This is a genomic window from Methanolobus mangrovi (assembly GCF_031312535.1).
Classification (GTDB): domain Archaea; phylum Halobacteriota; class Methanosarcinia; order Methanosarcinales; family Methanosarcinaceae; genus Methanolobus; species Methanolobus mangrovi.
Map to the genome: position 1 here is coordinate 1,158,070 of NZ_CP133594.1, position 22,295 is coordinate 1,180,364.

Sequence of the window (22,295 nt, forward strand, 5' to 3'; positions counted from 1 at the left end):
AAACCGTCAAGTATATATTTTGTACGTACAACTGTGAACAAACCACAAACCTTGTGAGAAGACTATGGAAAAAGAAATTACTACTTCTAGCGAAGAGATTGAATTATACGAGGATAATTTCGAAACCACAGACTCCATAGATGTTCCCGAGCTTTTGATAGATCAGATTATCGGACAGGAACATGCAGTGGAGGTGGTGAAAAAAGCAGCAAGCCAGAGACGCCATGTTATGATGATTGGCAGTCCGGGCACTGGAAAATCCTTACTTGCAAAGGCAATGGCTGAACTTCTTCCAAAGGAAGAATTACAGGACATAATGGCGTATCCTAACCCTGAAGACAGTAACAACCCTAAGATACGTTCAGTGCCTGCCGGCAAGGGCAGAGAAATTGTCATGGCCCACAAGCTGGAAGCCCAGAAAAAGGTCCAATCACGCAATATGCTGATGATGATACTGGTCTTTGGTATTATTATATACTCATTCTATGTAGGCCAGCTCTTATGGGGCATCATAGCTGCAATTATGATATTGCTACTGACACGTCAGTTTCTGCCAAAAGAAGAAATGATGATACCTAAACTGATAGTTTCAAACTACCAGAAGGAGCACGCACCTTTCCTTGATGCAACAGGCACCCACGCAGGTGCACTTCTTGGTGATGTCAGGCACGACCCTTTCCAGTCAGGCGGACTTGAGACACCGGCACATGACAGGGTAGAGAGCGGTGATATTCACAAGTCGCACAAAGGTGTGCTCTTCTTAGATGAGATCAACACCTTGAGCCTTGAATCTCAGCAGAGTATGCTGACAGCACTTCAGGAAAAAGAATACCCCATCACCGGCCAGTCAGAAAGAAGTTCCGGTGCACTGGTAAAAACAGAGCCGGTCCCTTGTGACTTCATAATGGTAGCTGCAGGTAACCTTGATGCAGTGGAAAAGATGCACCCTGCACTCAGATCCCGTATAAAGGGTTATGGATACGAGCTATTCATGAGAGATTCCATGGAAGATACTCCTGAAAATCGTAAGAGCCTAGTCAGGTTCGTAGCACAGGAAGTCCTGAGAGATGGCCACCTTCCACCATTTGATAAGGAAGCAGTGGACGAAGTTATACGTGAAGCCCAGAGAAGAGCAGGGCGAAAAGGTCACCTCACGCTGAAACTTCGTGACCTTGGAGGTCTGGTAAGAGTTGCAGGAGATATTGCGCATTCTGAAGATGCAGCAGTCACCACTGCAAAGCACGTGCTTGCAGCAAAGAAGATGGCAAGATCTATAGAACAGCAACTTGCTGACAGTTACCTTGAACGCAAGAACGATTATCAGCTGTTCAAGAAAACAGGTAGTGCTGTTGGTAGAGTTAATGGTCTTGCGGTAATGGGAGGAGATTCAGGCATCGTTCTGCCTATAATGGCAGGAGTGACACCATCACTTTCTAACTCAGAAGGGAGAGTGATCGCCACAGGTATGCTTAAGGACATAGCTAAGGAAGCTGTTCAGAATGTATCTGCTGTTATCAAGAACGTCACAGGTAAGAGCATACCCAACCATGACATCCACATACAGTTCATCGGAACGTATGAAGGTGTAGAAGGAGACAGTGCATCCATATCTATAGCCACTGCAGTTATATCTGCTCTTGAAAATATCCCTATCGACCAATCTGTAGCAATGACAGGTTCATTGTCTGTAAGAGGGGATGTACTTCCAATAGGAGGAGCAACCTATAAGATAGAAGCTGCAGCCAGAGCAGGAATAAAGAAAGTAATCATTCCTAAATCCAATGAGGCTGATGTGCTGATAGAAGAAGCATATAAAGATAAGATAGAGATAGTTCCAGTAACTAATATTATAGAAGTTATTGAACACAGTCTTGTTGACGGGCCTGATAAGGACAGGATAGTTGAGAAGTTAAAGAGCCTTACAAGTCTCAAAACCAGTGCAGAAATGCCAGAAATTGTCCCTGTGTGAACAGGGAACTTTTATTTATTTAAACTTGTATTTAATTATACAGGGAGGAGTAAAATTATGCATAGTGTAGACTTTTTTGATACAAGGATCATAGAGGGGACAACCACCTCCATTGTGCTTGATAATGATAAGATCGAGCAGATATCTGTCAATTTTACAAAAGGTGCGGCGGTACGTGCTTTAAAAGGAGGTTCATGGGGATTTACATCCGCTGACGGGGACTTCGATATTGAGAAAGCAATACGTGCAGCCACAGAGCTTGCTATTAGCATGAATGAGAAATCACCTAAAGAAAAGGTGCAGATGAAGGAAATAGCAAACCCGATTGTTTCAAACCTCCCTAAAGTAAAAAAGAACCCCCTGGACATATCTCTCGAAGAGAAGGTTCAAAACCTGAAAGAATTTGGTAAGCATGCCAAAATGGATGGTATCAGCAGTACCAGTGCAGTGTACAGCGAATCCTCCTACAAGATAATGTACAGCGATTCCACAGGCATCGAAGGAGAATATGATGTTGTACGAACCGGTTTTGCCATTAGTGCTGTAGCATCACGGGACGGGATATACCAAGCTGGAAGAGAGAGCCGTTTTGGCGTTACAGGATACGAGATATTCGATAAGTATAATGCAGCAGAGCTTGCAGAAGAAGCAGCAAAAAGTGCATTGCAATTGCTCGATGCAAAGCCGGCAAAAGGCGGGAACATGCCAGTCATCCTTGATCCGGAACTTGCAGGTGTTTTTGCTCATGAAGCAGTCGGACATGCATCAGAAGCGGACCTTGTACTTGAAGGAAGTTCAGTCCTTGAAAATCGTATCAATGAGAATATTGCATCCCCCCTCGTTACAATTATTGATGATCCCACATTGCATGAATACGGTTATTTCCCCTTTGACGACGAAGGTTCACAGTCAGAGAAAACAACCCTTATAGAAAATGGCATACTGAAGTCATACCTGCATTCAAGGGAAACCGCTGCTAAACTCGGAGGAACGCCAGGACATTGTCGTGCACAGGGGCATTCCAGACCCATTATCCGTATGAGTAACACGTACATTGATAATGGAAATTCCAAATTTGAGGAAATGCTTGAGGAAATAGGCAACGGAATTTACCTTATAGGCTCCAGAGGCGGCCAGGTCAACACCGGTGAAGGTGTTTTCCAGTTCAATGCTGAGAAAGGATACCTAATAGAAGATGGAAAACTCACAACACTCATCAGGGATGTTTCACTTTCCGGAAAGATACTTGAGATACTGAACAATGTGAAAATGGTTGGTGACGACCTGAAGATGAATTCGGGAAGATGTGGAAAAGGTGGGCAGCTTGTACCTGTCACTGACGGTTCCCCGCATCTGATGATATCCAAAGCCATGGTTGGAGGTGCATGATATGTACGACCTTGCTGAAAAAGCCTTAAAAGCAGCGACAAAATATGGTGCTAAAGAGGCTGAAGTATACATCATTGAAAGCCAGAAAACTTCTGTAAACATACAGAAGGATCAAATCGAGGGTGCAAAAGAAAGCATCACAACAGGTATCGGCATACGTGCTATCATAAACGGTGCCATAGGATTTGCAAGCACCAACAAAATGAGTCTTATTGATGAGGCTGCAAAAAATGCAGTCAGTTCTGCAAATATACAGGACGGCGACCCGGACTGGAAATCATTGCCATCGAACCAGAAATATCCAACAGTCTCCGGAATAATGGATGAGCATATCAAGAATATGGAACTGGATGACTGTATTAGTCACACCATGGAAATGATAGAAAGTGCAAAGAACACACCCGGAATCATAGTTACTTCTGGTAGTTTTGGACGCAGCCATGGAAAAAGACTGATACTGAACACCAACGGAGTTGAAGTTTCAGAGGAAGGAACCGGAGTATCCGGGTTTGTTGATGTTATCACAAGTTCAGGAGAAACATCCACTGCCTATGATTTTGCAATATCCCGAAAAAATGATATTGATTTTACATCCATCGGGAAAAATGCCGCTGAACTTGCAAAGAGGTCACAGAACACAATATCTGTTGAGCCCCATAAGACTGAGGTAATAATCCATCCTTTTGCATTCTCAGACCTGATAGAAAATGCATTCATGCCATCAATTGATGCCGACAATGTCCAGAAAGGACGTTCTAACCTTATCGGAAAGAAGGGTGAAATGATAGCAAATGAAAAACTGTCAATATACGATGACGGTTTACTTGCAGGTGGCATAGAGACAGGGATTGCAGATGATGAGGGAGTTGCATCACAGAGGACCACTGTGATCGAGAACGGAACATTCATGTCATACTTATATGACACATATACAGCAGGAAAGGATGACGTGGAAAGTACTGGGAATGCATCCAGAAATTCATATCTTTCAACACCTTCTGTAGGACCAAGGAATTTCATAATCGATTTCCCAAAATGCGATGTGATAGCTGACACGGACTCTGGTGTTTACGTGAACACAGTAATTGGTGCCCATACAGCAAATGGTATCTCAGGAGATTTCTCTGTGGAAGCAAGGAATGCTTTCACTATAAAAGATGGAAAACTGGATAAACCCATCAAGTCACTCATGATATCAGGCAACATATTCGATATGCTTAAGAATATCAATGGAGCAGGCACCGATGTAAGAAAAGTCGGCGGTACCATCACTCCGTCAATAAGAGTTTCGGATATGAGCGTAATAGGCTGATCATAGAATGGTTACATGAGAACGATACGGTTCTCATGAATAATTTATTTCTTTTTTATTTTTTCGGATACATATTGTTTTCTAAACTATCTTTTATGAAAGTGTGCAGTAATCGGAGAATGGTGATTGTTTTAGACGATCTGCATTCATTAGCTGATTATTTACTTCTCAAATGTGCATGTAACATAGACATAATTATATATGCATATAAATTATAAGGGAGTTATATACCATTAAAAACAATGACAATTGTATTACTTATATTTGTTTTAAGGCGAATAAATGGCAACATTACTCAGGAAGACATTGGGCATCATTGGTGCAACCCTTATAGGAATGATCTTTATCTTATACCTGAGTTCACATTTTATAATAATAGACAGCTTTGACAAACTGGAAGATCAGGATGCCAGGAAAAATGCCATTTCCCTGAAAAATACATTATTATTCGAAACCCAGGACCTTGAAAACAAAGCTGCTGACTGGTCTGTGTGGGATGAAACTTACCAGTTCATTCAGAATAACAGAAGCGAGTATATTAAAAATTACCTGATGGATGAGACTTTTTTAAACCAGAGACTGGATTTCATGTTCTTTTATAATGAGAGCGGAACTCTGGTGTACAAAAAAGCATTATCTTCAATAGAAAATAACAATCAGACCATCCTGGAACTGGAAGAACACCTTGAACAGGTAAATTATCTTCTGGAACATGAGAACGAAACCACAAGGAAAACAGGATATTTGGTTTTTGCAGGCAAAGCGATAATGATAACTTCCCAGCCAATCATTAAAAGCGATAAAAGCGGTCCTATTATGGGATCGGTTCTTATGGGAAGGGTTCTTGATCATGATGAGATTGTAAGATTAAATGAAATAACTAACCTGAAGATAGATATTGGACATATCAGGAACTTCACTGAGAACGTTAATGATATGAACACACCGAAAAGCCTAAATTATGAAAACATAAACATAAACATTCTCACAGACGATACTAATATTTATTCATATACAAATTTCAACGACATCTACGGAAACAATGCTTTTTCCCTGGAAATTAGTATGCCCCGTGAAATACATACACAGGGGATCAACACTATCAACTATTCCCTTATGGTTTTAATCATTACAGGCATCGTTTTCGGTATTTCCGTAACGACTCTGCTGGAAAGATCACATATATCACGCCTTAAGAAGCTGCAGAATGAAGTTAGAGAGATCGGCCACCATGGAGATTTTACCAAGAGAGTGTTCCATGAAGGTGACGATGAAGTAGCTGATCTGGGACAATCCATTAACAGAATGCTTGAATCGCTTGAAAGGACACAGGACCTTATTATCAAAAGAGATACAACCATAAACGCTATTTTGCGGGCAATGCCTGATATGATGTTCCAGATCAAAAAGGATGGAACTATCTGCAACTATAAGCTCTCTACGGACAAGTGCATCTACGAATCTCCTGAGACTGAGCTAAATATCAAAATTGATGATGTTTTTCCAGGGCATATTGTAGAAATGCAACGCAAAGTGATAGAACAGGCCCTTCTCACAAAAAAAATCCAGACCATGCAATATGCAATGCCAGTTAAGGGAGAAATGAGAGATTTTGAAGTAAGGGTGGTGGTTAGCGGTGATGATGAAGTCATGGCTATTGTTAAAGACATAACTGAGATAAAGCAGGCAGAAGAGATGCGTAAAAAAGACCTGCTATTAAAAGAGATACATCACCGCGTAAAAAACAACCTCCAGATCATATCAAGTCTGCTACGACTCCAGTCAAGGAAATTTACTGATAAAAAAACCATAGAAGCTTTCAGGAAGAGTCAGATTCGTGCTAAATCAATGGCTATTGCACATGAAAAATTGTATCAGTCACGCGATATCGAGAACATAGAACTTGAGACATATATAGATACCCTCACCAAGTACTTACTTAATTCCTATGGCTGTAACCCGGACGATATCAAAATAGATATAAAGATTAGAAACATAACACAGGGCATTGATACAGCCATCCCGCTTGGACTTATCATTAATGAGATCGTTTCAAATGCCCTGAAACACGCATTTGAGGACCACAAGGGGGAGATCCAGATAGAGATTTTCCCGATGAACGATGATCTTTACATGCTTATTATCAGGGATAACGGAATCGGATTCCCGGAAGAGATCGATTTCATGAAAACAGATTCATTGGGCATGCAACTCGTTGTTTCATTGGTTGAACAAATAGAGGGAAACATAGAACTCATAAGAAACAACGGTACGGAATTCAGAATCGCATTCAAAGAACTATCCTATAAAAGAAGGGACTACTGATGACTAATGAAAGGATAATGATAGTCGAAGATGAGAAAATAGTAGCTCTGGATATTAAGGATAGTCTGGAACATTTTGGATACTCTGTACCATGTATGGCTGCCAGCGGAGAGGATGCAATCAAATTCGTTGAAGAATGCCATCCAGACCTGATACTCATGGATATAGTCCTTAAAGGAAAGATAGATGGCATAGACGCTGCAAATGCAATACATCAGAATTATGACATACCTGTTATTTACCTCACCGCCTATTCGGATGAGAGAACATTGCAAAGGGCAAAACTCACCGAACCCTTCGGACACATCCTGAAACCTTTTGACGAAAGGGAACTTCGAACGAATATCGAAATTGCCCTGTATAAAAGAGAAAAGGAGAAGGAAAAACTTTTCGATCATGAAAAGTGGATTACTTCATTACTTAACAATTTTGGTGATGCAATTATATCCACCGATAACAGTGGCACAATAAAATACATGAATCCTCTTGCACAGGCACTTACAGGATATACACAGGAAGATGCACTGGGCCAGAAGATCGGCAAAGTTTTCAAAGTCGTTTGCGAAGATAGTGGAAAGTGTGCACAGGACCCTACTGCAAAGGTTCTCCGGGAAGGTGCTTTTTTCGGACTTGACGAAAACACCATGCTGATATCAAAAGACAGCACACGCATACCACTCGACATAATCGGTTCACCCATAACCAATAAGAAAGCCGAGGTAATCGGTACTGTAATAATCTTCTATGATATTACCGAAAGGAAGAATATAGAGAAGTCATTCAGATGCTTTGAAGTAGCTTACAGCTGATCAAATTTTATTCTTTTTTAAGATTTAGGGGTTCTTTAATACCCACAAGTACAAGCATCAATGATAACAGTAACATAACTGCACAGAGATAGAAGGGCATTTCAAAGGATATATAACCTGCAAGAAGTCCTCCCATAATAGGACCAAGAGCCATTCCTGCTGCCTGTGATGCTGTAATGGAACTCACTTTTGAACTCACTGATATACCTGCAAGATCAACAGCCAGGGCCATGACTGGAGTTTCTACCGCAGCCATGGATATACCCTGAATTGCACGTAGTATTATGAGCTGTATGACGTTGTCAACATGACCAAGACCGATTACGATTGGAATGTTCAGGAGAAGACCCATTGCAATTACTCTTTTTCTCCCAATATGGTCGGATATAAGACCCATGGGAGTCTGGAACAGCACTCTTACGATCACATAGGCAGAAACTGCAATACTTAGAGATATCTGTCCGGTATTGAGTCTTGTTTCATATTCGGGCAGGAACGCAAATATGATCATTATCCCTGCCATCATCATGAACATGGCTATCGAAAGAATAGCAAACTGGAATCCCTGTGCAGAATCGGATGTGCTTTTCTTAGACTGTATGCCGTCATGCGTCTCAGATACAAAGAACGAGATCAATATAAGACTTGCAAGACCCAATAAAGCGCATATGTAGAATGCCGTTACAAAGCCATAATAACTGGCAACGATACCGCCGATAATGGAGCCGATACCAAAGCCAAATCCCCGCACAGTAGAATAGATGCCAATGGCAACACCTCTTGTACTGCTTGTTGACATATGGGTTACCATTGCAACAATTGCAGGTACAGTTGCACCTACTGTAAGTCCCTGTAGCAAGCGTAGCAGTACCAGTTGATCGAAATTATGAGTATTGGCATAGATGAAAGATATCAGAGTAAATCCGGCCATGCCTATAACAACAAAAGATTTTCTTCGGTTAAGAGAATCTGATAAACGGCCGAGAAATGGCTGGGATATAGCATTCGAAAGTCCAAAAACAGTAGCAATAATGCCTGCCCTGACAACTATAGGAGTTTCAGAGAAAATATTACTATCCATACCGACTATATACAGAGGAAGCAGGAATGCAAGCATCCCGGTACCAAGATCCTTGAATAACTTGGAAAGAGAGAGTACATAAAGTGCAGGATCCAGTTTCTGTTTATCTTTTTGAATTAGCCGTGTATCTGGTGTCATCATGGGACCTTTGTATTCGAATTATTTCAAAGTATAAATTGACAGGATCATTGAGCATATATCAGAATATCTGCCTGCGATCATCAATGATTCCTGTTGAATGTAATATCAAACTTACTCACTATTCTGTCATGGTATCTTGTAGCAACATAATAACTGAGGACAGCAAGTATGATACCACCAATGAAATCTGAGATCCAGTGTATACCCAGATAGAATATAGTGAATTGAATAGCCAGGGTTACAATAACCGCAACTACTTTTACTCTCTTAAGATCTGTTCTGAAAACTATAAAGAGCATTGCCAGGAAAGAGAGTGCTGCGTGAAGACTCGGAAAGCAATTATCAAAGAAAGGATCTACAGACCTCAAACCATCATATATTATGGGACTCAGGTTGTAAAGCAGTGGTACTACATTGGGTAAAGTGTAGCATGTAACCTTTACAGGAGTGAAAAGATAAAACGGGAAGGCCACTATGTAGATAATTGTAACTCCAATGGCAAATTCCTGTAATGCCCTGATCTGCCGGGTCAATATGAATATAACAAATGTGAATATAAGAAGGAAAGAAAATCCGAAGAGATAGACAAATGAACTTATATATGTAAGTAAAGGATTGGTAAAAGCCTGGAACATACTGACCCTGTTACCCTCTATAAGAAAGATATATTTTGCAAGATCATAGTCCGGAGAAATATCTAACAAAGTTATGATAGCATCCTGGGATTTCACTAAAATATAGATTACAGAAACCAGTATCAAATATGGGAATATTTCAAATAGGAATAAATATGTACCTCCACTATCTTTTAGTGACTTCTTGATTTTCATTCTGTAACTTTGTGGTATGAACATGTAATAGGCAACAATGTTCATTAGTAAAACCACAGGCACAAAAATCATCAATAAGTACATATCTTCCATAGTATCATTTTGATTGGTTTTTTCCAACTAGAGATATAATTAAATAAATTTACTTTCTATGATAAAGATTATGCTTGAGCCTTTATTTATTGAATGCTACCAGAAGATAGCAAACAATGAATTGTATTCAAGGTCAGAACTGATAAAAAACATACCTGCAGTTTTCGATGAAAAGTGTAGCGAAAAAGAGCTTTGGAAGCTACATGAATATTACATGGAAGTTTACAGGGAATATAAGCAAAAAATCTATCTGAATGGTAATAAAGCAGAGAGGAAAACTGAAAAGAGTCTTCTTGACCTGAAGATATTAATTGCCGAAAGAATAATTGAAAACTGTCACCTTTGCCATCACAGATGCGGAGTGAACAGAAAACTGGGTGAGAAGGGTTTTTGCAAACTAACCGATACTTCCAGATATGCTGCTGAATTCCTGCACATGGGAGAAGAACCGGAACTTGTGCCATCACACACAGTATTCTTCACAGGGTGTGTGCTTTCCTGCATATATTGCCAGAACTGGGACATATCCATGCACCCTGAAACCGGCAAGCAGATCGATGCCATCGATATGGCACGGATAATCGATAAAAGGCGAAAGGAAGGAGCAAAGAACCTCAACCTTGTGACACCCACGCCACACCTGCACAACATATTGAAGATCGTGAAGGAAATTTCCATTAACACACCTGTTATCTGGAATTCAAATATGTACCACTCACAAGAGGCTACAAAGTTGCTTGAAGGTGTTGTGGATCTGTTTCTTGCAGACTTCAAGTACGGAAACAATGATTGTGCCGTCAAGTACTCTAAAATAAAAGAGTACATTGAAACTGTCACATCAAATCTGGAATATGCAAAAAGGGATGCTGAGATATTAATGCGGCATCTTGTACTTCCCAGACACCTTGAATGCTGTACCCGAAATGTAATTGACTGGACCGCTAAGAATACGCCCGATGTTCGTTTTAACCTGATGTTCCAGTACAGGCCAGAGTATCTTGCTTACAGATATCCGGAGATAGACAGAACACTGGAACTTCAGGAAAAAGAAAAGGCTATAAAAATGGTAAAGGATGTAGGGCTTAAGGATGTCCTGCTTTAACAGACCTACTCAACAACAATGAGCCCGCCATTTGTCCATGGGTGAGTCACAAGTTCATAGTTGTAAGTGCCCACATCTTCAAATGTGTAGGTGAATGTATCATTTTTCCTGAGTGTAGGTGACTGGAAACTGTTGCCTCCCACAAGATTACCTTTTATAATGAAGGCTACAGAATCATTATTTATCCATCTGACAGTATCGCCGGATGATATAGTTGTTGAATATGGATGGAACTCATACTTATCAATATAGACAATTGCATCAGCTTTGATAGCTTGTGATTCTGAAGTGTCCTCATTGGACGGTATATCAGAAGACTGCTCTTCAACACAACCTGAAAAGAACAATGTCAGTACCGATACCAGCACGATAAGGAATAGAAGACTTCTTGCTCTCATATTCTTAGAAGAATTGCTATTCCTAATAACACTTTTGATGGCAGCTCAGTTCCTTTCACGCTGCATCAGGTACATTTCTTCAAGGCGTCCGATGGTCTCAACATCCTCAACGGACTTATCAGACCTCACATTTACCAGACGAGGGAACCGAAGCGCATAACCTGACTCGTAGTTAACGCTTTTCTGGATCTCTTCAAAGGCAACCTCAAAGATGACCTCAGGTTTAATTTCGACCTCTGTCCCCGATTCTACTATAATGAGTTCAGAGAACAATTCTGTGAGCTCTACAAGCTGCTCGTCGGAAAAACCAGTTGCAACACGTCCAACTGGCAAGAAACGCCCTGTATCAGGGTCGTGACAGGCAAGCGCATAGGAACCGAGGACACTAGTACGTCGGCCGTAGCCCCATTCAGCCCCGATAACAACCAGATCCAGAGTTTCCATGACCGGTTTCTTCTTGAGCCAGTTCTTACCTCGTTTTCCAGGAGAATAAGGAGAATCCGGGTTCTTTATCATCACACCTTCATGTCCGGCCTTAAGAGCATCATTGTATATCTCCAGTATTTTTTCAGGATTATCCGTCAGATACTGTGCGTCAACTCGGATCTCATTTCCATTTTTAACGCATGCTGCAAGTTTCGCCCTCCTCTGGGTGAGTGGAAGGTCAAGCAGTTCCTCGCCATTTAGATACATAATATCAAAAAGGTTGAGTATAAGAGGAATCTCACGTGCTGTTGACTGGACATCGTATTTTCTTCTAAACCGTTTCAATATATCCTGGAATGCACGGGGCCTGCCATTCTCATCAATGGCCACCGCTTCACCATCAAGTATTGCGGATTCAGCACTTACGTTTTCCCTTACTGCTTCCACGATATCCGGAAGGGAGTCTGTGATATTCTCAAGCCTGCGGGTGAAAAGCGTAACATTGTCGCCTTCCTTGTGTATCTGAACCCTTGCTCCGTCAAATTTCCATTCTACAGCCGCAATGCCTATGTCTGAAAGAGCTGCATCAAGACTTGGAGTTATCTGGGCCAGCATCATACGTATGGGTCGGTTGAGTTCAAGGCCAAGTGATAATACTGCATCCCTACCACCATTTCTTGCGGTGGTTGCAACAAGTCCGAGGTCATTGGTAAGCATGAAAGCCCTTTCAACCTCATCGGAAGGAACATCAAACGCTTTGGAAATAGCATCCCTGACAATTCCCTCGCCAACGCCAATTCTCAGTTCTTCAACTGCAAGGCGGGCAATGTAACCAACCTCTTCAGGAGAGGATGAATTGAAAAGATATTGAAGGTTCTTTATTTTAGCTGTCTGGGAACCTTTTCCCGATGATCTTGAAATATCTTTGAATCTATCAAAGACCTCAAGGATAGAAAGATCATTGGATTCTTCAAGGAAAGAAGAGAACGTTGCCTGACCACCTGCAACTTTTTTTAGTGCCCTGAAAGCAGTCTCACCGATATCGCCAGTTTCCCTTACAAGTCCCTTGATATCAGAAACTGCAAGCCCTGCTGATTTTGCAAGGGCATTATAGAGGATACCGGCACCAACACCTATCTCTTCACTGCTCCATGCAGGGAAAATCTCACCCATCACAAAATGGGTTACAATTGGAAGTTCCTCTGGAGTGACCTTTTCAAGTAATTCAGCAACCAGAGAAACCATATCAAGGGAGCCGGAAGTACTCTCGATAACCTTACAGGTCTGAGAGAATTCTCTGAAACTTGTCATAATCTATCTATTTCCTGGAAAGATTGGAACATTTCATTCCCTGTAAATGGATATCATATCACTGAGAATAGCACTGGCGGTTTCAATAGAACCTGCTCCACGTCCGGTTACAGTGATAGGACCGGAAAGATCGGTCTGCACGGATGCAACATTGAGAGAACCGCCAACTGCCAGTGGATGATCTATTGGCACAAGCTTGGGAGCCACATTTATCCTGCTGTCGTTGACCTCTCCTATCAGTTTAATGACATAACCATCATTCTGCGCCAGAAGCAGTGCCTCAGGAGTTATCTTTGTTATACCTGTGATAGTGACATCCTCATGAGTCGCATTCATCCCGAATACGCAGTTTGCCAGTATGACCAGTTTGCAGGCAGTATCAATACCCTCTACATCGTATGTGGGGTCAGTTTCCGCATATCCAAGCTCCTGCGCTTCTGCGAGCATCTGTCCATAGGGAGCATGTTCTTCCATCATACGGGTGAGAATATAATTACATGTACCATTGAATATACCTTCAACATTGGTAATTTTGTTACCTGCCAGAACATCCCTTGCCAGATTAAGTACAGGCATTGCACCACCTACGGTCGCTTCGAACCTGAATACAGAACCACTTGCATTGGAAGTTTCCATAAGTTCACCATATTTCATTGCAAGGGGACCTTTGTTGGATGTAACGACATCCCTGCCATGTTTAAAGGCCATGAGCATGTTATGAAGACCGGCTCCACCCGTAACTATGTTAGTAGGGGTAGTCTCAACTACCAATTCATGATCAATGGTTTCTATGATCTCAAGTCCCGTGGTTTTTTCAGATCCAACAGTTCCTTCTGCGCTCTTTCTGGAAATTGCCGCAGTAAGGTCAACACCATTAAGATCCACGACCGCCGTCCTTGAGTCTGCTATTGCAACAACTTTAAAGTCAAGTCCGATACTTTCAAGATAATCTTTCTTGTCGATAAGAACCTTTGCAACACCCTGACCCACTGCACCGAAGCCTATGATGGACATTCGTATTGTTTTCATTAAACTGCCCCCAATTCACTTTTTATAGGCTCAATGACCAGAAGGTCTTTCTTTTTAGCAATGTCCTTCAGAAGTTCGATAGCTGATGCCAGATGTTCCTTGCTTACTGCATCTATCTTTAAGGATGCTGATGATGGCATTTTGATCTTCGGCATAGAAAGGTTAAGATCCACAACTTCTGCATAACCTGTATTATCGATCGTATCGATAGTATCCTGAATATCTGTGTGGACAATATGTCCGATAAGAATTACTGCACCGTGCTCAAAATATCTCTTTTCATCAATACGTGCAATACCGATATCACTCTCTTCAAGGCTGGAGATAATATTATTAAGATTGTCCGGTTTTGTCTCAAAAACAATCTGAACCGGTATAGTTCCGCGGGGAGTCCTTTTTTCATGATGGTGGACCACCGATATCAAATTACCTTTGAATTCGGATACCGGTCTTAAAGCAAGAAGTAACTGCCCGGGGATATCTTTTAACTCAATGTCCATGGAAACTCGCATGTATACCCTCGTAAATATGTAAATATATGTAAATAGAACTATTTCTCAATTCTTAACTCCATACACATTAAATGCAGTTATACATTTTGGTTTGAATCTTCTTCAGCCTTGCTTTCCTCAAGAATTATCACATTACCACGACCTTTCTTGAATTTCCGTACGATTCCCCGGCTCTCAAGATCGGACACCATAAGGCTGACCTTGGCTTCTGAATGGCGGACCCTTGTACGGAGTTCCTTCTGGGTAATTCGCCCATCGTTCTTTGAAATGATACCTATTACTTCCCGGAGATCATCAGGTAATCCCTGCCATATATCTGCCGGAAGTATTGAACCAAGATCGTCGTTAGAAATATGACTGTCTTCATAATCCGAAGTCGATTTACCACTGCGTTGTTTTACAATATAATAGGCTCCTGCAGATAGTATCACAAGAATGAACAGAATAGCTATCATTGCCAAAGAAAACGGACTTGAATCCTGTTCATCGTCAGCATCTGAAAAGCTTGCAATCTCATCAAGTTCCGCAAACTCATTCTCACCCAGAGAATCATAGTATACCGGCAGCAAAATCAGGTCCAGTACATAGTCACCATCACCAGTGACAGTAATTTCCTCTTCTGTGTATGCAACCAGATTGTTAGAACTGTAAAAACTGGCAGATATAAGATAATCCCCGGGCTCCAGATTAAAAGAATATATTCCATATTTTGCAAGCATGGACTGAGGAGGCGTGGAATTCACCTCAACAATAACATCCTCAAGAGGATCAAATGAATCCCACTCATACACCGCACCATGGATAGTTGCTACTTCTACCGCAGTTGAAAACTGCACACCTGCAAGTAATATGATGCAGATTATACCAAGCAGGGTCATTTTTTTGATTAACACAGGATGTATATTTACTAAGTACACCCATATAATAGTTACTTCAAAATCAGTCTGAAGTTAAATAAAGTATAATCAAGCAATTAAAGCCCCTATAAGGCTTAAAATTTGAATATGGGCCATTAAAGAATGAATGAAGTAAAGTATGCATATATACTCATCTGAGAATCATAAGATTGCAGGCACAATATCCAGGATCCGAGAGTACTTGCCGGAATAAGGAGAATGTGACACGCTGGCAGACAAATAACCATCTGTGGTTAAAATAACTGACCTGCCTGCAATATTAATATCAAGAACTGATTCATTTATATTAAAAGATAAAGCGAGGAATGAAAATGAAAAACATAGGAGTTAAGATATTTGCATACATTGCTGTTGTACTTATGCTGGCTAGTATAGCCCCGGCAATGGCAGTTGCTGATACGGACAACCTGCAGGACAGAATACAGGAAAGAGATAGAGTCAATCTAACAATGGACGCATCAAATGATGGGGTGCAAAACCAGATCAGACAGGTTATGAACACACAGGAAAGATATGGCGAAGCAACTGAGAACTTCCTGCGTATAAAAGCCAACAACTCTGCGCTCAATACGGAAGAAGCCATAGAAGCCACCAAAGAGTACCTGAACAGTACCATTGATGTGATGATAGAGTCTCTTGAAAATGAAGAATATATAGAAAAACTGAATGAAGAAAAGGAAGATATCGCTGCAGCCACCACCAGAGCGGAACTGGCCGAATGTGCCCAGGATATAAGAGAAATCTGGAGAGAAGCTCGTGATGAAAGAACTAGCTCTACAACTACTTCCATCAATAACAAGCTCACAGCAGTCATGAGAATATCCGAAACCATGACACTTCGCCTTGAAAATGAGATTGCACGCATTGAAAAGAATGGTGAAGATGTGACCGGGCTTCAAGAGATGCTTGTAGAATATAAAGCACATATCGCTGAAGCAAGAGAATACCAGGAACAGGCAATGATTGCCAACACCAACAGGGAAAGGCAGTCTCAGGGCTTCCAGAACATGAAGCAAGCAGGTCTTAGTATCAAAGAAGCAAATGCCGTACTCGGAGACATGCTTACAGAACTCAAACAATACCGCGAGGGTCTTGTAACTCTTAGCGCAGATGAAACACTTACTGCCGAAGGGGATGGAACTGCAGTTCTTTCCGGTGACTTCGTCCTTAGTTTTAATGCAGACGATGCCATACTTGTTGTCAAGGACATGGACGGAGATGCAAAGGTAGACACCGAAGGTGCAAGCTATGGATATTCAAACGTAGATGCAGGTAACAGCGACATTAACAACCGGGCATTTGTCTATCACAACCTTACAGGTGATGTTACAATTGAAGGCACCCGTCTTACAATCACACTAAGAGGAACAGATATATCTCTTGATGTTGCTGGAAATGGCAGTGTAATGTTTACCGGAAATGGAACCTACGAATTGAACGGTGAAGAAAGTAAATGGACAGCATCTTATGTTGAGGAGGAGAAAGAAGCTGAATCCGAAGATGAAACACCAGAGCCTGAGGAACAGAACGATATTTAAGTATAAGATTGACAGGATTAAAAATGTTTAAATTTTACTATGAAGGAGATGAATGTACATGTTAAAACGAAAATACATTGTAATACTGGCAATTCTGGTCCTTGGACTTGTAGTATCAGGTTGCACGGACAATGCACCCCAGGAAGATAAAACATTATCTGAGAACACTGCAGCAGAAGAATTAGATGACAATAACAATGCATCCGTTGCTGATGTGACACTTGGCGAGGAAATGGTTGGAATTACGGACCCTGAGATCCAGGACATTGAAGAAGAACTTCAAGAACTGCAAGTACTCATCAATGAAACAGATGTTGAAGAAGACATTGTTGTCGAAGAAATATGAATGAGCTTCATTCATATTTTTTATTTCTTTTTTTAATATTGCCAATCTTTGTGTAAACCTGACAGAGATTGCATTGTCATTGTTCTTTTTTAGAAGCTCTTTGTACCTGCTTAGAACTAGCGTTAGAACAAGCAGGACAAATATTCTAATTATTGTAACTTATGAAAAACAATTTTCTTCTGAATATTTGGTCAGGTTATTACCATCATACTGGCTGATATTGTGTAATTATCAGACATCTGGCTACTTGTATAGATACTATATTTCAAGAGTATTAATCAGGAAGTATTGAATTTACCTCAACACCGCCATAACTGCATAATTTTTGGTGAATGTATAATGCGCATTTGCCAATCATATCCAATAACAAAGGTTATCCTACAATTCAATCTAAAGCCTGATAAAGCTTTATCAAGTTAAATAACTCATTCAAAGACTCCTTCATACAACAAAGCATGCTTAAAGTTTCCATGAAGTAAAGTATGCTTATATCCGGCTTTGCCAATCAGAGAATTGCAGGTGTAAGCTAAGCACACCACCAAGTATTGCATGGCTTACACCTACAACATATAAGATGAAATGGGAGAAGATAGTTTGAAAATAAGAACATTGACATTAATTGCGGTAGCCATTATGCTGGTCAGTTTATTTACTGTGACTGCAATGGCAGCGTCTGAACAAAAACAGAAAGGGGATAGATCACAAGATGGCACATGCCTCCTGACCACTTTTGTAGACGAAAACGGTGATGGTGTTTGTGACAATTTTGTAGATGAAGACGGTGACGGTATCTGTGACAACTGCCAAGGTGATGGTGTCTGTGACGGAGACGGACCATACGGAAATGCTAGAGGTTATGGCAATGGTGATGGAGACGGAGTGTGCGATGGACCGTGCGCAACGGATTAAATCACAATAAAAAAGGCTATCCGGCTAATTTAGCCGGATCTTTTTATTTATAGCACATCATAATCTTTATCACTTTCATTTATTATACCAATATACCAACAAAATAAATTAATAGACAAAAAAATTAAAAGAGAATTGGAGGGTAATCTTATGGAAAAACAAGGATTGAGAATATTTGCATACTTTGCTGCAGTATTAATGCTGGTCAGTATTCTTCCAGCAGGAGCACTTGCTGCATCCGATAATGCGAAAAACTTTGATGATAAGGCAATATCAGGAAACAATGGGAATGGGAATGGAAACGTAGCTGATGATAACAGTGCTGATGAAGATGATTCTGATGATGACACGACACCTTCCTATGACAGGGATCGTGACAGAATAATGGATAACGCATCGGAAGATGTGACAAGGAAAAGAACTGAAAACATGAATGCTGAATCTGATTATAAAGATGCAAAGATCAAGTATTCCAATATAAAGTCCAAAAATCCAAATCTGAACTCTGAAGAAGCTATTAACACTACCAAAGAATACCTCAATAGTTCAATCGATTATATGATATCACTCCTTGATGCGGAAGATGATGCAGATTACATAGAGGTTCTGGAAGAGGAAAGAGACAATGTAGAAGCTGCCGAAACGAGGAAGGAACTTGCAGATGCTGCAAAGAACATCAGAAGTATATGGAATGATGCACGTAAGGACCGCGTTGTCACTGCAGGAAAAGCCATCGACAACAAGATCAATGCGGTTCTTAAGACATCAGAATCACTCATAGTACGTCTTCAGAATGAGATCGATGCCATGGAAGAAAATGGGGAAGATGTAGAAGATCTTACGGCAATGCTTGACGAATACAAGGAACTCATAGATGATGCCAGGGAGAAACAGGAGCAAGCAAGATCTGCATACATGTATGGAAATGTCGGTAACGGTGAGAATATCCAGGAAGCAAACAGGTATCTTGCAGAAGCTGGAGAGGACATCAGAGATGCAAATGCAATTCTGAAGAACATGCTCAAGGAACTCAAGAAGCAGAGAGAAGGAGTAGTTGTACTTACAGGAAATGAGACACTGGAAGCTTCAGGTAATGGCACAGCTGTTATCTCAGGAGATGTTGAAATAAATATCACAGCTAACGAGTACGCTAAGCTTGTCATTAAAGACCTTGCAGGTAATGCAAAGATAATACTAGGTGATGAGACAACGTATGAAACCTCTAACATTGATGCAGGTAACAGTACAGACAATAACCGCGCATTTGTCTTCATAAACCTCACAGGTGACGTATACATTAACGGAAGCCGTCTTACGGTCATGCTCCAGGGATCAGATGTAGAACTTACTGTTAAGGGAACAGGTACTGCAGTACTTTCAGGTGATGGTATCTATTATATCGGTGACGAAGGTGGAGAATGGGCGAACCGTTATATCGACGACGATGAAGACTCAGAGGATGAAGAACCAGCAGAAGAAGAACCTGAGGAGGAAGATGATAGTGTAACAGTCGTTGCAAACTTCACTTACACTGTTGATGGTCTTAATGTGACTTTTAATGATACATCTATGAATGCTTCTTCATGGAACTGGGATTTTGATGATGGTAATAATTCAATTGAACAAAATCCAACACATGAATATGCTCTTTCTAAGGAATATAACGTCACTCTGACCTCATATGAATCTGATAATGATAAATTGAACAATGATTCAATAACACAGACCATTAACTTGACTGTATGATGGTGAATGATATAGGAGTTGATGTGAAATGACCAAATTAAGAAATATCGTCATCATCGCTGTCCTGCTCTTCGGTGTTGTGGTTTCCGGATGTGCTGATAAAGGTACAACTGAAGAGGAAGCAGTGACAAACGATACCATGCAGGAAGTAAGTCTTGCAGATGAAGCACTTAGCCAGGAAATGGTAGGTATTACAGACACTGAGATCGAGGATCTGGAAACTGAGCTTGCAGAACTTGAAGCACTTATTGATGAAATGAGCCTCGAAGAGGACATTGTAATCGAAGAAATATGAATGGATGACATTCATATTCTTTTATTTTTTTGATTTTTACCTCAGGCCTTTGCATGGCTTCGCATGCATGCTTTTTTAATATCAAGATTTAATCATTTCTGTAGATTAACAAATAACGTACAGATGCATTTTTATAGATGAACAAACAACATAATTGCACTTAGAAATGATACCATATCTAAGAGGAAAATCATGGGAAATATGACAAAAACTACATTATTACTGGCATCCCTTACCGGTTTACTGGTCATCGTCGGCCAGATGATAGGCGGGACGTCAGGAATGATAATTGCATTTATATTTGCAATTGTTATGAACTTCGGAAGTTACTGGTACAGTGACAAAATTGTCCTGAAAATGTACCATGCTCAGGAAGTTACTTCAGCTGAAGCTCCCCAACTTTATGGCATAGTCCAGAAACTGGCAATGCGTGCAAACCTCCCAATGCCAAAGGTATACATTGTGAATACATCTATGCCAAATGCATTTGCAACAGGAAGAGATCCACAGCACGCAGCAGTTGCTGCAACCTCTGGAATACTGGAACTTCTGACAGCTGAAGAACTTGAAGGTGTGCTGGCACATGAAATGGCACACGTGAAGAACCGTGACACACTGATAAGTGCAGTCGCTGCAACCATTGCCGGTGTTATCACCATGGTAGCTACATGGGTCAAATGGGCAGCCATATTCGGAGGAATTGGCGGAAGAGATGACAACGGTGCAAATAACATAATCGGTTTCCTGGCACTTGCAATCGTTGCTCCGCTGGCAGCAACAATTATACAGCTTGCTATTTCAAGGTCAAGGGAATTTGCAGCTGATGAAGAAGGGGCACGTATCTCACAGAAGCCATGGGCACTTGCAAGCGCATTGGAGAAACTTGAATACGGAAGCACACATTACCGCCAGAGAAGAGGTGATGTACAGCCATCCCAGACCACTGCACATATGTTCATAGTGAACCCATTGAAGGGAAGTTCTCTTATGAACCTGTTCAGGACACACCCTGTAACAGAAGAGCGCATAAGGCGTCTTCGCGCAATGTAATTACAAAAATCAGAAATTAAAGAGGCTCGTCTGTCCATGTTCTACAAGGTGGATGACCTCTATACCATTTTCTTCCAGTTTTACAGAAAGATACTGCCTGTGACAACTTTTTGGACTTTTTTCCGCACACATCAGTACTAATCTGCCACCTTTTTCATTTACTTCCCTGATAAGGTCCATAAGTTTAGAAAAGCTACTCCTGAAAGAATCGGTTTGCATATATTCGACATATGTGGAATCACGCATTCCACCAACGCCTTCCGAATGAGAGTAGATAATCCCGTTCTTTGGGAGAATCAACTCAAGTGATTCCTTATCGTAATCCTTGAATGTGGACTGTGGATACCTCCGTATATCCACAAGATGAGTTACTTTATTCTCAATGAGCATGCCAATAAAATCATTGACATGACGATTTCCATATCCTATCGTATAACACTTCATTCTTTGCACCATCAATTATGTAGTAGGAGAAGTGTTATTCTAATTTAAATGTTGATGCCGAATTTCAGATATCTTATAGACACGGGTCGAATGGACTTACTAATCCCATCCCACAAAAGGAGAACATGGCTCCTGCTCATCGATAAGAATATCACTGAGAAAGGCTATTTTGTCCATAGTATTGAAGTTTAAGGAAAAAGTTATATTGGTTTTGTTAAAACTAAAACATTATATTGATATTCGATGCAGACCTGGAATGACATCTTAAAATATCACACTATTATACTTATTTAAATATTCAAACTTGCAGTTTAAGAGGATAA

The 22,295-nt window shown here is 40.8% G+C and carries 20 protein-coding genes; 12 read left to right on the forward strand and 8 right to left on the reverse strand.

The genetic code is table 11. From position 1 onward, the window contains the following. Positions 1-64 precede the first annotated feature (64 nt). From lonB to RE476_RS05550, 5 genes are all read left to right on the forward strand, one after another. Positions 65-1,969, forward strand: a complete 1,905-nt coding sequence (gene lonB, locus RE476_RS05530) for an ATP-dependent protease LonB (RefSeq protein ID WP_309309403.1) — start codon at positions 65-67, stop codon at positions 1,967-1,969. A gap of 57 nt (positions 1,970-2,026) precedes the next feature. Next, a complete protein-coding gene (locus RE476_RS05535; RefSeq protein WP_309309404.1) occupies positions 2,027-3,358 on the forward strand; it encodes a TldD/PmbA family protein in 1,332 nt (443 codons plus the stop codon). A gap of 1 nt (position 3,359) precedes the next feature. Beyond that, a complete protein-coding gene (locus RE476_RS05540; RefSeq protein WP_309309405.1) occupies positions 3,360-4,670 on the forward strand; it encodes a TldD/PmbA family protein in 1,311 nt (436 codons plus the stop codon). Between the two features lie 282 nt (positions 4,671-4,952). Continuing rightward, positions 4,953-6,995 carry a CHASE4 domain-containing protein gene (locus tag RE476_RS05545; RefSeq protein WP_309309406.1) on the forward strand — a complete coding sequence of 681 codons (2,043 nt, stop codon included), beginning with the start codon at positions 4,953-4,955 and terminating at the stop codon, positions 6,993-6,995. After that, a complete protein-coding gene (locus RE476_RS05550; protein ID WP_309309407.1) occupies positions 6,995-7,804 on the forward strand; it encodes a response regulator in 810 nt (269 codons plus the stop codon). Before RE476_RS05545 ends, RE476_RS05550 begins: the two co-directional genes overlap by 1 nt. Before the next feature lie 7 nt (positions 7,805-7,811). Here RE476_RS05550 and RE476_RS05555 read toward each other — a convergent pair whose 3' ends face one another. Both RE476_RS05555 and RE476_RS05560 read right to left on the reverse strand, forming a co-directional pair. Beyond that, a complete protein-coding gene (locus RE476_RS05555; RefSeq protein WP_309309408.1) occupies positions 7,812-9,026 on the reverse strand; it encodes an MFS transporter in 1,215 nt (404 codons plus the stop codon). A gap of 80 nt (positions 9,027-9,106) precedes the next feature. After that, positions 9,107-9,757 (reverse strand): phosphatase PAP2 family protein, encoded by a 651-nt coding sequence (locus tag RE476_RS05560; protein WP_309309409.1) that lies wholly within the window; start codon positions 9,755-9,757, stop codon positions 9,107-9,109. Between the two features lie 250 nt (positions 9,758-10,007). Here RE476_RS05560 and RE476_RS05565 point away from each other — a divergent pair, with 250 nt between their 5' ends. After that, positions 10,008-11,051: a radical SAM protein gene (locus tag RE476_RS05565; RefSeq protein WP_309309410.1), complete on the forward strand. Its 1,044-nt coding sequence runs from the start codon at positions 10,008-10,010 to the stop codon at positions 11,049-11,051. A gap of 5 nt (positions 11,052-11,056) precedes the next feature. Here the strand turns inward: RE476_RS05565 and RE476_RS05570 are convergent, their stop codons facing one another. The 5 genes from RE476_RS05570 to RE476_RS05590 all read right to left on the reverse strand — a co-directional run bounded on the left by RE476_RS05570 (position 11,057) and on the right by RE476_RS05590 (position 15,620). Beyond that, the gene (locus RE476_RS05570; protein ID WP_309309411.1) at positions 11,057-11,449 is read right to left on the reverse strand and encodes a cupredoxin domain-containing protein; all 393 of its coding nucleotides are present in this window, start codon (positions 11,447-11,449) and stop codon (positions 11,057-11,059) included. Positions 11,450-11,494: 45 nt separating this feature from the next. Further along, positions 11,495-13,186: an ATP-dependent DNA ligase gene (locus RE476_RS05575; protein ID WP_309309412.1), complete on the reverse strand. Its 1,692-nt coding sequence runs from the start codon at positions 13,184-13,186 to the stop codon at positions 11,495-11,497. A gap of 33 nt (positions 13,187-13,219) precedes the next feature. Then, on the reverse strand, positions 13,220-14,215 hold the full coding sequence (locus RE476_RS05580) for a homoserine dehydrogenase (RefSeq protein WP_309309413.1): 996 nt from the start codon (positions 14,213-14,215) through the stop codon (positions 13,220-13,222). Beyond that, positions 14,215-14,727, reverse strand: a complete 513-nt coding sequence (locus RE476_RS05585; protein ID WP_309309414.1) for an amino acid-binding protein — start codon at positions 14,725-14,727, stop codon at positions 14,215-14,217. The genes RE476_RS05580 and RE476_RS05585 overlap by 1 nt, the downstream gene beginning before the upstream one ends. 77 nt (positions 14,728-14,804) lie before the next feature. After that, complete coding sequence (locus tag RE476_RS05590; protein ID WP_309309415.1) at positions 14,805-15,620, reverse strand: helix-turn-helix transcriptional regulator; 816 nt, start codon at positions 15,618-15,620, stop codon at positions 14,805-14,807. A gap of 335 nt (positions 15,621-15,955) precedes the next feature. Between RE476_RS05590 and RE476_RS05595 the strand changes: the two genes are divergently transcribed. The 6 genes from RE476_RS05595 to htpX all read left to right on the forward strand — a co-directional run bounded on the left by RE476_RS05595 (position 15,956) and on the right by htpX (position 21,528). After that, complete coding sequence (locus RE476_RS05595; RefSeq protein ID WP_309309416.1) at positions 15,956-17,182, forward strand: hypothetical protein; 1,227 nt, start codon at positions 15,956-15,958, stop codon at positions 17,180-17,182. Positions 17,183-17,240: 58 nt separating this feature from the next. Further along, a complete protein-coding gene (locus RE476_RS05600) occupies positions 17,241-17,528 on the forward strand; it encodes a hypothetical protein (protein WP_309309417.1) in 288 nt (95 codons plus the stop codon). A gap of 594 nt (positions 17,529-18,122) precedes the next feature. Beyond that, on the forward strand, positions 18,123-18,437 hold the full coding sequence (locus RE476_RS05605) for a hypothetical protein (protein WP_309309418.1): 315 nt from the start codon (positions 18,123-18,125) through the stop codon (positions 18,435-18,437). A 150-nt stretch (positions 18,438-18,587) separates the two neighbouring features. Beyond that, on the forward strand, positions 18,588-20,183 hold the full coding sequence (locus RE476_RS05610) for a PKD domain-containing protein (protein WP_309309419.1): 1,596 nt from the start codon (positions 18,588-18,590) through the stop codon (positions 20,181-20,183). A 28-nt stretch (positions 20,184-20,211) separates the two neighbouring features. After that, positions 20,212-20,478, forward strand: coding sequence for a hypothetical protein (locus RE476_RS05615; protein WP_309309420.1), 267 nt, complete (start codon positions 20,212-20,214; stop codon positions 20,476-20,478). Positions 20,479-20,670: 192 nt separating this feature from the next. Further along, positions 20,671-21,528 carry a zinc metalloprotease HtpX gene (gene htpX, locus RE476_RS05620; protein WP_309309421.1) on the forward strand — a complete coding sequence of 286 codons (858 nt, stop codon included), beginning with the start codon at positions 20,671-20,673 and terminating at the stop codon, positions 21,526-21,528. 9 nt (positions 21,529-21,537) lie between these two features. Here htpX and RE476_RS05625 read toward each other — a convergent pair whose 3' ends face one another. Then, positions 21,538-21,972 (reverse strand): DUF488 domain-containing protein, encoded by a 435-nt coding sequence (locus tag RE476_RS05625; RefSeq protein WP_309309422.1) that lies wholly within the window; start codon positions 21,970-21,972, stop codon positions 21,538-21,540. Between the last annotated feature and the right edge of the window lie 323 nt (positions 21,973-22,295).